This is a genomic window from Snodgrassella sp. ESL0323, assembly GCF_013346865.1.
GTDB lineage: Bacteria > Pseudomonadota > Gammaproteobacteria > Burkholderiales > Neisseriaceae > Snodgrassella > Snodgrassella alvi.
This window is the reverse complement of record NZ_JAAEDT010000012.1, coordinates 234,504-248,689: the sequence shown is the minus strand read 5'-3', so window position 1 is coordinate 248,689 and position 14,186 is coordinate 234,504. Positions and strand designations below refer to the sequence as shown.

General features: G+C 41.1%; 10 protein-coding genes. 4 read left to right on the top strand and 6 right to left on the bottom strand.

Annotated features, from left to right (window positions below; all coding sequences use genetic code 11):
* Positions 1-45 precede the first annotated feature (45 nt).
* On the top strand, positions 46-888 hold the full coding sequence (locus GY065_RS04220) for an RnfABCDGE type electron transport complex subunit B (RefSeq protein WP_174833181.1): 843 nt from the start codon (positions 46-48) through the stop codon (positions 886-888).
* A 90-nt stretch (positions 889-978) separates the two neighbouring features.
* The gene (locus GY065_RS04215; RefSeq protein WP_174833180.1) at positions 979-1,413 is read left to right on the top strand and encodes an META domain-containing protein; all 435 of its coding nucleotides are present in this window, start codon (positions 979-981) and stop codon (positions 1,411-1,413) included.
* Positions 1,414-1,547: 134 nt separating this feature from the next.
* Here GY065_RS04215 and fumC read toward each other — a convergent pair whose 3' ends face one another.
* The 6 genes from fumC to GY065_RS04185 form a co-directional block, all read right to left on the bottom strand.
* Entirely contained in the window at positions 1,548-2,936 is a 1,389-nt protein-coding gene (gene fumC / locus GY065_RS04210) for a class II fumarate hydratase (protein ID WP_174833179.1), read from the bottom strand.
* Positions 2,937-3,571: 635 nt separating this feature from the next.
* The gene (sbmA, locus tag GY065_RS04205; RefSeq protein ID WP_174833178.1) at positions 3,572-4,774 is read right to left on the bottom strand and encodes a peptide antibiotic transporter SbmA; all 1,203 of its coding nucleotides are present in this window, start codon (positions 4,772-4,774) and stop codon (positions 3,572-3,574) included.
* 484 nt (positions 4,775-5,258) lie between these two features.
* Positions 5,259-5,987, bottom strand: a complete 729-nt coding sequence (locus GY065_RS04200) for a 5'-methylthioadenosine/adenosylhomocysteine nucleosidase (RefSeq protein ID WP_174833177.1) — start codon at positions 5,985-5,987, stop codon at positions 5,259-5,261.
* A 146-nt stretch (positions 5,988-6,133) separates the two neighbouring features.
* A complete protein-coding gene (recD, locus tag GY065_RS04195; protein WP_174833176.1) occupies positions 6,134-7,915 on the bottom strand; it encodes an exodeoxyribonuclease V subunit alpha in 1,782 nt (593 codons plus the stop codon).
* Positions 7,916-7,950: 35 nt separating this feature from the next.
* Complete coding sequence (gene lolD / locus GY065_RS04190) at positions 7,951-8,646, bottom strand: lipoprotein-releasing ABC transporter ATP-binding protein LolD (protein WP_174833175.1); 696 nt, start codon at positions 8,644-8,646, stop codon at positions 7,951-7,953.
* On the bottom strand, positions 8,639-9,889 hold the full coding sequence (locus GY065_RS04185) for a lipoprotein-releasing ABC transporter permease subunit (protein ID WP_174833174.1): 1,251 nt from the start codon (positions 9,887-9,889) through the stop codon (positions 8,639-8,641). The genes lolD and GY065_RS04185 overlap by 8 nt, the downstream gene beginning before the upstream one ends.
* Positions 9,890-10,360: 471 nt before the next feature.
* On the opposite strand from GY065_RS04185, the gene GY065_RS04180 reads away from it, so the two are divergent.
* Positions 10,361-13,138 (top strand): flavocytochrome c, encoded by a 2,778-nt coding sequence (locus GY065_RS04180; RefSeq protein WP_174833173.1) that lies wholly within the window; start codon positions 10,361-10,363, stop codon positions 13,136-13,138.
* Positions 13,139-13,162: 24 nt separating this feature from the next.
* Positions 13,163-14,131, top strand: a complete 969-nt coding sequence (locus tag GY065_RS04175; protein WP_174833172.1) for an FAD:protein FMN transferase — start codon at positions 13,163-13,165, stop codon at positions 14,129-14,131.
* The last annotated feature ends 55 nt before the right edge of the window (positions 14,132-14,186 follow it).

Genomic DNA, 14,186 nt, shown 5'->3' with positions numbered 1-14,186 from the left:
ATGTTAGAATAGTTCTTTAAGTATTAAAAATTACGTAGTTTTATCATGTCTATTGCTTCTGAACACATTGACCAGCTTTTACCTCAGACTCAGTGCAGGCAATGTGGATATCAGGGTTGTTTGCCGTATGCTCAGGCATTAAGTCGCGGCGAAGCTGAAATTAACCTCTGTACACCGGGTGGTACTGCTGTCATCAGTGATTTGGCTAAACTGTTAAATGTGCAGATTCTACCTCCGGCAGATGCGCTTAAAGCTGCCCTCCCTAAAGCAATAGCTGTAATTGATGAAACCGAATGTATCGGTTGTACGGCATGTATTAAAGCCTGTCCGGTAGATGCGATTATGGGCGCAACCAAACAAATGCATACAGTAATCAGCGCTGAATGCAGCGGTTGTGAATTATGTATTGCCCCCTGCCCGGTTGATTGTATCGATATGCAGCCGGTACTTGAACACTGGTTACCACAGGCAAGAACACTGACCGATGAGCAGGAAAGTGACCGTTTTGCCGCTGCTACTCAGGCCAGTCTGCGATTTCAGCATCGTACCGAACGTCTGCAACGCTTGCAGCGTTTAAAAGAGAAACAACTGCATGCACGCAAAACTAAAGAACCTGCAACAACCACAACTTCTGCAGCAAAGTCTGCCGGCAAAATTAATCCGGCTGCCTTGATTGCAAAAGCAATGGCTAAAGCACAAACGCAACAGATACACAGAAGAGTGCCTGATAATCAGGACTCTTTTCAGCAGCAACAAATTGCCAAGGCACAGGAGCAGGCTGGTTACCGCCGCGCCATGCGAGATTTACAATATGGGAATGATCAGCAAAAAGCAGAAGCTCTTGAATGGTTACGTTTGTATAAACAACAACGCGAATCCGAACAATAATGCGCAAAATCTGACAAAACTAAATAAAAATGCTAAAATAATAAAATATGTCAAAATTAATTGGCTATATAAGTAAATGAAATTAAACAAATGAAGAAATTAACATCACTTCTGGCTTCTGTGGCTATTCTGCTTGTAATTAATGCCTGTGCTTTTGCAGATAAGCCTAATACCAGATTTTTATCCGGCAATTGGGAAATCCGTTCTCTGAATGGTGAACCCACGCCAGATACTTCTTCTCGTATTCGTTTTGATCCGAATACACATCAGTATTTTGCTTATTTCGGCTGTAATCAAATAAATGGTACTTATCGTGACTATCATCATACATTGCGTTTCAGTCAGCCTTTTGGCATCAATAAACTATGTGCCAATATAGAAGATGAACGTACAGGTACTGGTACACTCGGTTTTGTTAAATTCTGGCGCATTGTTAATGACACTACTGGTGTCCGTCTGCAATTATTGGATAAAGACCGATATGTACGGGTAGAAGCACGTTTGATTAAAGAAACAGCAAACTAATCAAAAAACAAAAAATTTTTTATCAGATTGTAATCAATTTTAATAGCTTAATCATACAACCGTTAATACTGAGTTTAATATCAAAAAAGCCGCATCGAATTAATTTCGATACGGCTTTTAATCAGATTACACCATCAGTGTGGTGCAATCATATCTTCCGGAATAACCCATTTATCAAATTCTTCTGCGGTCAGAAAACCCAGCTCTATAGCTGCCTGTTTCAGGCTCGTATTCTGTGCATACGCTGTTTTTGCAATTTTAGCTGCTTTTTCATAGCCGATATGGCGATTAAGGGCAGTAACCAGCATCAGAGAATGATGTAAATTGGCATCAATTTTTTCTTTTACAGGCTCAATCCCCTGTGCACAACGCAAATTGAAACTATTGCAGGCATCAGCCAGTAAACGCACTGATTGCAGAATATTAAACACCAGTACCGGCATAAATACATTCAGTTCAAAATTACCCGAAGCACCAGCCACTGTAATAGCTGTATCATTACCCATTACCTGAGCAGCAACCATAGTCATGGCTTCACACTGAGTCGGATTCACTTTACCCGGCATAATACTTGAACCCGGCTCATTTGCCGGAATAGTGATTTCACCAATACCACAGCGAGGTCCACTAGCCAGCCAGCGGATATCATTGGCAATTTTATTCAGACTGACTGCCAGCGTTTTCAGACTGCCAGAAGCAAATACCACTGCATCACGACCGGCAAGTGCCTCAAATTTATTAGGAGCGGTAACAAACGGCAAACCGGTTAACTCAGCCAGTTTGGCTGCCGCTTTTTCTGCATACTGTGGGTGACTGTTCAAACCGGTACCTACTGCTGTACCACCCAATGGCAGTTCATATAACCAGTGTAATGCCTGCTGCAAACGCTCTAGTCCATGATCCAGCTGGCTGACATAACCACTGAATTCCTGACCCAGTGTCAGCGGTGTCGCATCCTGCAGGTGTGTACGACCAATTTTAACAATATCTTTAAAGGCTTCAGCTTTAGAAGCCAGCGTGTCACGTAAAGCCTGCACAGCGGGAATCAAATGCTTATTAATCTGAATCGCTGTAGCGACATGAATAGCAGTCGGAAACGAATCATTGGTAGACTGAGCATGGTTAACATGATCATTCGGGTGTACCGGTTTATAACTGCCTCTTGGCTGACCGGCAATTTCATTGGCCACATTAGCCAGAACTTCATTCATGTTCATATTACTCTGGGTACCAGATCCGGTTTGCCATACTACCAATGGAAACTGGTCAGCCAGTTTCCCTTCCAGAACACGTTCAGCTGCCTGTACTATCAGACCGGCACATTCACCGCTGATACGCTCAAGCTGCTGGTTAGTTAATGCGGCTGCTTTTTTAACCAGAGCCATTGCCTGAATCATAGCTGGTGGCAAAGTTTCGCCGCCAATATCAAAATTTTGCAGACTGCGCTGAGTCTGCGCACCCCAGTAAACATTTTCAGATACAGCGATTTCACCCATGCTGTCATGTTCAATACGTGTATTCATATCGTCTCCATGATTGCGTGCACACATTATTGAAAACAAAACAATAACTTGCACACTAGACAGGCATTAATTACATTCACAGACATCTGGAATATATTTAATTCCCATTATAACCAGACTTAATTGTGCAGTGATTCAGCTCATTTAGCCACAAATTAATATCATTTATAAACACACATTAATATAAACTTCAGATTTATTTAATAATTTCTAAAATAATTTATTTTTAATTACAAATATTCCAATAATAGTTTTAAATTGTAAACAAAAATATCATTTTTCTAAAACTAGTTCGATTTTACCTTGAAGCCGTGTTCTTCTTCATTCGGAAATTATCAATATTCTGCGCTGGGTAATGACGTATTTAATCATTATCACTATTGCTATGCTGCATACTTTTTACAAAATAAAATAAAAACTTTGTAACTTCGAATTTCATTCCGGCTGTTATAAATTAAAGCAAACTGTACTGAAATTATTAATAAAATTTTAGTAAATCTACCGCGAGCTTATTTTCTGATCACAATTTGTAAATTGAAACATAAAAAGATCATTGCGGCAAATTAATAAAACTCTATAGGTGTCAGAACAGAATTGGTTACCTATAGGATTTTCCAAACTATCATAAATAACTATCAATTTTTGTCATTCAGTATAGATTCAAAAGCCTTCAGACGTTTATGAATTGACAGCAATTCAATAATGGTTTTCCATGAACTGATAAGATACTGAAATGATTCACGAACATTATTAAATACATTTATAATTTGATTGATTAAACCCAGAGTCATTGTACCTGCTGCAATGGATGGCGATAATATAAATAAACCAAATAACCCATCCAGCTGTAAATACCATGTACTTACCATATTAAAATAAGCATAGTGAAAATAAAGTCTGTAGTAATTAACCCTTACCCGCTCAAAAAGTTCTTTTAATCTCGCTGGCTGAGCACGTTTGTCATTATCCTCTCCATAAACCAACTCTTTACGATATGCTGCTTCCACCTTTTGATTATTAAACTGAAGTCCGGGTAACTTAATACCAACTACCATCAGTAAAACTGTACCAAACAAGGACCAACCCAGTGCAGCCCAAACCAGTGAATATTTTATTTCACCAATTAACGGTAAGGCCGGCACATGACTTGATAACTGAAACAGGAGAGGTAAAAATGCAATCAATACCATAACCGCCCGCACCAGGCTGACACTCAGCTCTTCTACAATAGTGGCAAAGCGCATGGTATCTTCCTGAACACGCTGAGAAGCACCCTCGACAGTACGTAGTTTCGGCCAGTTTTCGATATAGTACTGATTCATGGCTGTACGCCAGCGAAATACATAATGACTGACGAAAAAAGCATTCAGCATAATTACTGTTACCGCGACCATTGCAATCAGCAAAAATGTCAGCATGTTCTGATATATATTACTGATTGGTCCGCCGCCGCTACTGAGCATCTTCTGAATCATGTCCCAGAACGGACCATACCAGGCATTAATCGTTACATTTACCTGTACATTGAACCAGATGTTAAAAAGAATTAAAGCAGAACCCCATATTGACCAGCGCTGCCACGGATGTTTTGCTACTACTGACCAGAAAATAGCAAAAATAGCTGTAGCCAATATAAACCAAAGATAAAACCACAAAAATGCAGGCGACCAGAAACGCGAAAGACCAATAGCCAGAGGTTTGGTCGCATAGCCTTGCGGCCAGCCAAACCACTCTCCGGCACTTTCACCTCCGCAATACCAGAGGGCAATATTCAGACCTATCCATAATATGGCAGATAGAAAAAACCAACGTGGCTTTGGAAAAAAAGACTGGAACACAATTTCATCCTGATAAAATAAAAGCCGTTTAAAAATAAACTGTTATTAATCTTAATTTTCTATAGCTGCAGACAGCACAGTAAATACAGTTATTACATAAGCAGCTATATTGTAAAGAAGATATTAAATAGTGGCTTGTCTACAAAGTCAATTAATAATATTTAAATTGTTTATAATCAGATTTTTTTCAGACAATAACTTAAATATAATCACACAGTACCCCATATCAAATTCAATTTCTGAGGAACCGGCAAAATTGAATTTTAGCAATGTCATGCTTGTAAGAAAATTTACTGCATAAACACGTTCAATCACAGATAATCCAAATTATTTATTATTTTCTGCCAAGACTAATAAATGTCTAAAGATTAACAGTACTCAATATTATATTAAGACAATTCAGAGCAATAAATAAAAAACAGAGCAGTATCAGAATATTTATTTATCTGATTATCTACTCTGTTTTCAGTATCACTACTCTAATTTACTTGTTTTCAAAGGCAGATTTATTCAATCCTGAAGTAATTAAGTTGATTACCATTTGTGCAGAATTACCGGCAGCCTGTTGCAGAAACTGATCAAAGCTAACAGACGCATTTGCATCACCATTATCTGAAATAGCACGAATAATCACAAAAGGAATATTAAGCTGATAGCAAGTTTGCGCAATGGCAGCGGCTTCCATTTCAACAGCCACAACATCTGAAAATTTTTCTTTAATCAATCGATTTTGTTCAGCAGTACCGACAAACTGATCGCCACTGACAATTAAACCAGTATAGATTTCTGCACCTGTGAATACGTGTGCGGCTTTTCTGGCTGCATCAGCAAGATACTGGTTAGTGTTAAATCGTGCCGGTAATTGTGGTACCTGACCCGGCACATAACCAAAAACGGTTACATCAACATCATGATGAGCTATTTCGCAACCAACAACAACGTCGCCAATCTGAATACCAGCTTTCAAACCACCGGCACTACCAGTATTGATAACATAATCAGGTGTAAATCTTTCAATTATTACTGCTGTTGTCAGCGCCGCATTGACTTTACCAATACCACTCAGTGCAAGTATCACTGGTACACCTTTAATTTCACCCTGATGAAAATGAACAGCACCAGCCTGACTATCTTGCCGGTTATCCAGTTGTTCAAGCAGGTAATCCAGTTCAGGCTGCATCGCCGCAATAATGGCAATTAAAGGTTTTTGCATAATTGAAACTTTATTCTGTAACAGAATTAAACAGAATAGCATAATCTTATTTTATTCACCACATGGATGTAATGACACAATAATTTAACGATTCACAGATGAATTATTTGAACAAAACAACTAATGCGGATTCAGATTCCGCCAATTCAGAATAAAGACAATTGTGTCTGTTTCCTCAATAATTGAGCCAGAGCTGTAGCTAATCCGCTATGCCGCTGCTGGTTATTTTTTATACCTTGTACTAGCTGTTTGGCCGTACCGCAAAAAGTAAACTGTTTTCTGGCTCTGGTTAATGCGGTATACAAAAGAGAACGGTTAAACAACGAATCATCAGCCGCTGCGCGAAACTGCGGAGCCAGCAACCAAACATCATCATATTCTGATCCCTGACTTTTATGTACCGTTATGGCAAAAGCTGACTCATGCTGTGGTAAGCGGCTAAGGGAAATTGAGCGATAATTTGTCCCATCAGTAAAATAAGCGAGTAAATGCCTACTATTATTCTGTTCAGGAAGAATCACGCCGATATCACCATTAAACAAACCCACACCATAATCATTCTGAGTAATCAGAATCGGCATACCAGCAAACCAGCTATCTGTATTCTGATGTAACTGAGTTCGTAAATAGCTTCGGTATTGCTGATTAAATGTTTCTGCATCAGTACGCCATGCAGTCAGCACCATAATATCGGTAAGATGGCTGAATACCTGAGTAATATTATTTTCAGCCACTGCCTGCCACCATAGCTGTTGCTGTGAATATAATTTGCGACACAGTACTTGTATATCAAATTGGTGCAGTTGTAATTGCTCTGGAAAACTGTTTACTGCATTAAGTGCAGACGTCGCGTCACCGTTGATACAAGCGGAGGCCAGAGCGCCAATACCCTGTGTCGCATCAAACCGGTAACTGTGAGTTAAAGTTGCAACATATTGAGCCATACCGGCATTATCGCTGACAGGAGGCAAAGACTGTTCGGGCAATAAAGCCGTAAGTTGCTTTTTCAGCTCAGGAGACAGCACTGTCGGCTGAGATAATTCAGCCAGCACATTTCCTGCGCCTACAGCAGGCAGCTGATTAGCATCTCCCAGCAGAATGATACGAACATCAGGCTTTAAAGCACGCAACAGTGCACGAAACAGAGACAAATCCAGCATCGAAGATTCATCCACCACCAGTATATCAACCGGTAAAGGATGTTCTGCATCAAATGGGCCTGTTAATAATGGAGGTTGTAACTGTAACAGGCGATGAACTGTCTGACCTGATAAATCTGCCAGCAATTGTCTGCTGTCATCAGATAATAGCAGTTTATCCAATGCACGTTGTAAAGCATTGGCCATATGTGCCGCAGCTTTGCCAGTTGGTGCCACCAGTGCAATGTGCGGCGGACGTGATAAATGCCAGGTATGTTTCAACAATAAACCCAGTATTTTGGCTACGGTAGTTGTTTTACCTGTTCCAGGCCCGCCATTAATCACTACAAAATGCTGAATAAGAGCCAGTGCCGCAGCAAAACGTTGCTGGGTACTGTTGGCATCAGGAAACCAGTCCGCCAGATCAGCGGCTACATCCATATTCAAATGAACAGGCGGAATACTAGCCAATGCCAGCATAGACTCGGCTATATCCTGCTCAAGCTGCCACATTCTTCCTAAAAACAAATGATTACTTTGCAAAATAAATGGCGTATAAGTACCAGCAGCTCCAACAAGAATTCTGCATTTACGAAGCGCCTCCGAATGCTGTCGAGGAACAATAATATAACTGTCTCCACGATTCAGCGCCCATAACAGCTTATCAGCCCATGGCTGAATAATTTCCCACTCCTGCTGGGCAACCACCCGAAGCACATGCTCAATTGCAGCGAGTGCTGGATGTGCAGACTGTTCCTGAGTTTCTGCCAGATTGATAGCTTCAGCCATATTTAATCAATCAATACAACCTATACATTCATACATCAACGAACATTAAAAGATACTAATCTACCATCTGTTACCGTCAATACTTCATCAAAACGTTGAGCAAGCTCATCATCATGGGTAACAACTACCAGACTTGTATTCAGCTCATGTTGTAAATCCAGCATCATATCCAGTACATTGCCAGCATTTTTCCGATCAAGATTGCCTGTAGGTTCATCAGCCAATATACAGGCGGGATGAGTAACCAGTGCACGGGCAATAGCAGCCCGTTGCCGTTCACCACCAGACAATTCACCGGGGCGGTGGGTCATACGCTGCTTAAGCCCTACTTTATCCAGCATTTCCTTAGCACGTTCTTCTGCCTGAGCCTTCGGTATGCGTCCAATTAGTAAAGGCATCATTACATTTTCCAGCGCAGTAAACTCTGGCAACAAATGGTGGAATTGATAAACAAAGCCCAGATACTGGTTACGCAGCTGACCTATGGCTTTCTGCCCAAGACGGGTAATATCTTGTCCCATCAGACGTATAGTGCCGTTACTGGGTGTATCTAATCCGCCAAGTAAATGCAGCAAAGTAGATTTTCCACTCCCGGATGCACCAACTATACTCACACTTTGACCGCATCTAACTTTGAAATCTAAATCATCCAGTACAGATACCTGTAAATGTCCGTCATCATAAGTTTTGCTGACATGCTCACATTCAAGAACATACTCTGGTTTATTCATAGCGCAGAGCCTCCGCAGGCTGAGTTTTGGCGGCACGCCAGCTTGGATATAAAGTAGCAACGAAAGCCAGTAATAATGAAATAACAGCAATCATACAAACATCAGATAATTCCACATCGGAAGGCAGGTAGCTCACAAAATACACTTGTGAAGGAATCAGATGCTTACCAGTCAGATGTTCAAAAAAGGCAACGATCTGACCAATATTCAATCCGAGTGTCACACCAAAAAGTACACCGAAAAGAGTACCGAAGAATCCGGCTATGGCACCCTGAATCATAAAAATACGCATGATGCCGCCCGGAGAAAGTCCGAGGGTGCGTAATATCGCAATATCAGCCTGTTTTTCAGTAACCGCCATGACTAAAGAAGAAACCAGATTAAAGGCAGCTACAGCAATGATTAATAACAGGATAATAAACATCATCCGTTTTTCCATCTGCACTGCATCAAAATAACTGCGATTTTGAAAAGTCCAGTCGCGAATCCAGATCTCATTATGAAGTTTTGCCGGCACAATATTTTGAACAACAGACGGAGCATTCTGCGGATCAGCCAGCTTTAAACGCAATCCGCTTACATTATTTCCCAGCCGGTACAGTTTCTGTGCATCCGTAATATGAGTTAAAGCGAGTGTATTATCCAATTCATAGATATTGGTTTTAACCACACCTACTAATGTAAACTGTTTCAGCCGTGGCACCATTCCAGCCGGCGTAACATTCCCATCGGGCGTAATAACAGTTATCTTATCTCCGATATTAGCACCCAGCGCATCGGCCAGATCTTTTCCTAAAAGAATACCAAATTCATCCGGTTTAAGATCAGCAAACCCATTTTTGGGCATACCCTTACCATAATCTGCAACTTTACCCTCCAGAGCCGGATCTATTCCGCGTATTTGCACACCTCGAACCTCGCCGGCATTAGCAAGTAAAGCCTGATCAGCCACATAAGGAGCTGAACCCAGTACTTGAGGATTACCTTTAACAAGTTTCTGCAAATCCTGCCAATGCTGATCCAGTCTGTTTTCATGGAATCCCATTTCAGCATGAGGAGCAACACTCAGGAGCTGATTGCGGATTTCTTTTTGGAAACCATTCATGACAGATAAAACAACAATTAATGTCGTTACTCCTAATGCGATCCCAACTATCGAGACTGCTGTAATGAATGACATAAACCCATTACGTTTTCTGGCACGTAAATAACGTAAACCAATCCATGTTTCCAAAGATGCCATGAGTACTGTATTTCAATAGAAAAAACAGATTGTACCTGAGCGCACCAGACAAAGTCATGCTTATAAAGCAAATATCTGATCATTAATATTTGTAAAAAATTAATTTTTATCTTTTCAGTATGTTAAATAATATGCAAAAACGATACTAAATACGCTCTTCCGATAATATCTGTTTCAGTAATGAAAACTGTAAAACCAGATGCGGGTTTTGTATGTACCGTATGCATTACAAACTGTCCTATAAAAAGTGGCGCTGAGCAAATGCACTCATAGACAAATAAGCATTCAAAACTGACCTAAAACAAGTTATTTACCCGATTTAACCCGCATAATTTGATAAACATCAAAGCAATATATTATATATATTTCATTGCGATATATATCCCTTTTACTCAATAGATGATTATGAGCGTTTACGCTACCATATATTTAAGTCTTTTTATCCCGTTCTGATGAACTCGTATCAAAAATATGAATAAGCTATCTTCGCCCCTTTTCAATCCGCTGACGTTACCCAATGGTGCTGTATTAAAAAACCGCTTAGTTATGGCTCCTATGACTACTTGCTGTGGTTTCTATGATGGAACTGTAACAGATAATCTAATTGATTATTATCGTGAACGTGCCGGCAGTATTGGTACAGTAATTGTTGAATGCGGTTATGTTGATACTTTAGGACCGGCTTTTCCGGGAGCAATAGGCATTCATAATGATGATTGTATCGAAGGTCTGAGCCTGTTAGCCGCAGCCATAAAAGAGCGTGGTTCCAAAGCTGTTATACAAATCTATCATGGCGGACGAATGGTTGAGCCGCAATTAATCGGCGGTCAGACACCTGTCGGCCCCAGTGCGATTGCTATTCCGCGTCCGAATGCAACGGTCCCTGTAGCAATGACAGCCGGCGAAGTCGAAGATATGATTGATAAATTCGGCGAAGCTGTCCGGCGCGCAATTGCCGCAGGTTTTGACGGAATCGAAATACATGGCGCCAATACTTATCTTATCCAGCAGTTTTTTTCACCACACGCCAATCAGCGCCAGGATAAATGGGGCGGCAGCCGCGAAAACCGCGCCCGCTTCCCGCTCGCCATACTTGAAATCAGCCGGCAAATGGCTAAAAAATATGCTTCTAATGAATTTATTATCGGTTACCGGTTTTCACCGGAAGAACTCGAAGTGCCGGGCATTACTTTTGACGATTCATTGTTCCTGCTAGACAAGCTCGCTCAAATTGGTCTGGACTATATACATTTTTCAATGGCTGCCACACTGCGGCCATCCATCATTGACAGCAATGATGAAACACCATTAATTGATAAATACATACAATTACGTTCTGCCGTACTGGCTAAGATACCGGTTATCGGCGTCGGTAATGTCGTGAATAAAACTGACGCAGAAACAGCAATGGCACATGGCTATGATCTCATCGCTGCAGGGCGCGCCTGTGTGGCCTATCCTGACTGGGCTGAACGCATTCAGAAACATAATGATTTACAGCTATGCATGAACAGCGATCAGCGTACTAACCTGAACATTCCCGAACCATTATGGCGCTTTCCGCTTATTCATAGCATGGTAAGAGAAATCAATACCAAAAAATTCCATGCCGGTACCTATCAGCAAACTGTCAGCGACGATTTTGATAACCAATTTGTCATAAATGTAGAACTGGGGCAAGACTTTATCAAAGATTTGTCTTTAGTCAATGCCGAAAAACTGGATCATGTTTCTGTACGTAATTTCAATGAAATTAAAGAACGGATTCTGGCAGCCAACAGCCCTTATGTAGATGCAATCAGTGGCGCTACTTCACAATGTGATGCATTTAAAAAAGCTGTAACCAAAGCCATATCAACCTCATATAAAGTAGCGACAATTGTAGAAGGCGGCGATGCTGATGATAAATCCTGTGACGTAGTAGTCGTCGGAAGCGGCGGTGCCGGACTGGCCGCAGCCATTGAAGCACATGATAAAGGGGCTTCAGTAATTATTATTGAAAAAATGCCGGTTATCGGCGGCAATACCAACAAAGCATCCGCAGGTATGAATGCGGCTGAAACCCGCTTTCAGCAGCAGGCAGGAATTACCGACCATAAAGAATGGTTTTATAACGAAACCCTGAAAGGCGGTAAAAATAAAAACAACCCGCAACTATTACACTACTTTGTCGAGCACGCTCCCGCAGCAATAGACTGGCTGGATGAAAAAGGAATCCAGTTAAATAACCTGACTACCACAGGTGGTATGAGTGTAGACCGCACTCATCGTCCTGATAATGGTGCAGCAGTCGGCGGTTTTCTGATTAGCGGTCTGCTGAAAAATATTAATGACCGCGGGATAGAGGTAATGCTGGATACCTCTGTAACAGATATTGAAATGAAGAACGGGCGTATTAATGCAGTAATCGTACACGACGAAGAAGGAAATGAACAACGCATCAGCACCAAAGCAATCATTATCGCAACCGGTGGCTTTGGAGCCAATGCACAGATGGTTACCCATTACCGCCCTGATTTAGCTGATTTTGTCACCACCAATCATAAAGGAGCAACCGGTTCAGGCATTGCTTTATTACAAAAAATTGGTGCCGGCACTGTTGATATGAACGAAATACAGATTCATCCCACAGTAGAGCAAAATACCGCTTATCTGATATCAGAATCCATCCGTGGCGGAGGTGCTATTCTGATATCGCAAAAAGGCAAACGCTTTGTCAATGAACTGGACACACGTGACAAAGTATCCAACAGTATCATCGCCCTTTCTGAACATTATGCCTATATATTATTTGATGAACAGATTTGTGCTGAAAATAAAGCAGCAGAAACCTATATCAGCAAAGGATTGGCGGTAAAAGCCGGCTCACTGGCTGAACTTGCAGAAAAGCTGAATATTAATCCTGATTCTCTCATTACCACAGTAGAGCGCTACAATCATTTTGTAAAACAGCAGCATGATGAAGATTTCGGACGTACTACCGGCATGCGTCACCAGTTGAACCAGCCATTCTTTTACGCTATACGCATTGCACCGGGCATTCACCATACTATGGGTGGTGTAACCATCAATACGAAGACAGAAGTTCTTGATACTCATGCAGAGATTATTAAAGGTGCTTATGCCGCGGGTGAAGTTGCCGGTGGTGTACATGGGGGCAACCGCATTGGAGGAAATGCCATTGCCGATATTATCATTTTTGGTATTCAGGCCGGTGATCAGGCTGCTGCATATGCTAAAAATCATTAATTACTGAAAAATACCTCATCACTTATGTCTGGTACAAGTTACACCTATAGCCAACAGTTAATGGGGACAACGGTTTCCCTGAAACTGTTCGTTGAAAACCTAACCGCAGTCTCTGCCGTTTTTAACGCTATAGAGCAACTGGAAGCTCGGTTAACGGTAAACCGCTACCACTCAGAGGTAATGAGCATTAACCATGCTGCCGGCAAACAGCCGGTAGCAGTAAGCAAACTGGTTTTTAATTTAATCAGTCAGGCTAAAGCAGCCAGCCTGTTACCTAACAGCAAGTTTAATCTGGCAATTGGTCCGTTGGTGAAATTATGGAAAATAGGTTTTAACGGACGCAGTATTCCGGAAAAGGATGAAATAGCCCGTAGATTAACACTGACTAACCCGCATCACATTGAGCTGAATCGGACAAATCAAACTGTATATCTGGCTAAAGCTGGTATGGAAATTGATTTAGGAGCCATTGCTAAAGGCTATATTGCGGACATTATCAAATTGCTCTTAGCTCAATATAACATTTTTCAGGCAATTATCAATTGCGGAGGTAATGTACTAACAATCGGCTACTCACCAATTACTGCTGACAAACAATGGCATATTGGTCTAAAACGCCCTTTTGCCGAGGCAAATAATCTGCTCGGAATCATACATGTCGAAGACAAATCAGTAGTCACTTCCGGCATTTATGAACGCTATTTCATTTTTAACGACCAGCTGTATCATCACATCCTTGATCCGCACACCGGCTATCCTCTGAATAATGAGTTGCACAGTGTAACCATCATTTCAGATAACTCATTAACCGGAGATATTTATTCAACTATTTTTTATGGCTTAGGTATCAGAAAAGGTTTGAATGAACTGAAAAAAAAGCAAAATATCGGAGTTATATTCGTAACACGGAATAAAAAAATAATCATTCAATCCAATCAGCATTTCATATTTGAATTAATAGCAGATGATTATCAGCTCATCAGCTATTCTTAACTGCATTAACCAAACAAATACCTTTTTATGATAATTTGCAGCTTGCAGACCAGCA

Excerpts from the sequence above, each read along its gene's own strand:
- GY065_RS04220 (WP_174833181.1), top strand. The coding sequence starts at position 46 with ATGTCTATTGCTTCTGAACACATTGACCAGCTTTTACCTCAGACTCAG.
- GY065_RS04215 (WP_174833180.1), top strand. The coding sequence starts at position 979 with ATGAAGAAATTAACATCACTTCTGGCTTCTGTGGCTATTCTGCTTGTA.
- fumC (WP_174833179.1), bottom strand. The coding sequence starts at position 2,936 with ATGAATACACGTATTGAACATGACAGCATGGGTGAAATCGCTGTATCT.
- GY065_RS04200 (WP_174833177.1), bottom strand. The coding sequence starts at position 5,987 with ATGCAAAAACCTTTAATTGCCATTATTGCGGCGATGCAGCCTGAACTG.
- recD (WP_174833176.1), bottom strand. The coding sequence starts at position 7,915 with ATGGCTGAAGCTATCAATCTGGCAGAAACTCAGGAACAGTCTGCACAT.
- lolD (WP_174833175.1), bottom strand. The coding sequence starts at position 8,646 with ATGAATAAACCAGAGTATGTTCTTGAATGTGAGCATGTCAGCAAAACT.
- GY065_RS04185 (WP_174833174.1), bottom strand. The coding sequence starts at position 9,889 with ATGGCATCTTTGGAAACATGGATTGGTTTACGTTATTTACGTGCCAGA.
- GY065_RS04180 (WP_174833173.1), top strand. The coding sequence starts at position 10,361 with ATGAATAAGCTATCTTCGCCCCTTTTCAATCCGCTGACGTTACCCAAT.
- GY065_RS04175 (WP_174833172.1), top strand. The coding sequence starts at position 13,163 with ATGTCTGGTACAAGTTACACCTATAGCCAACAGTTAATGGGGACAACG.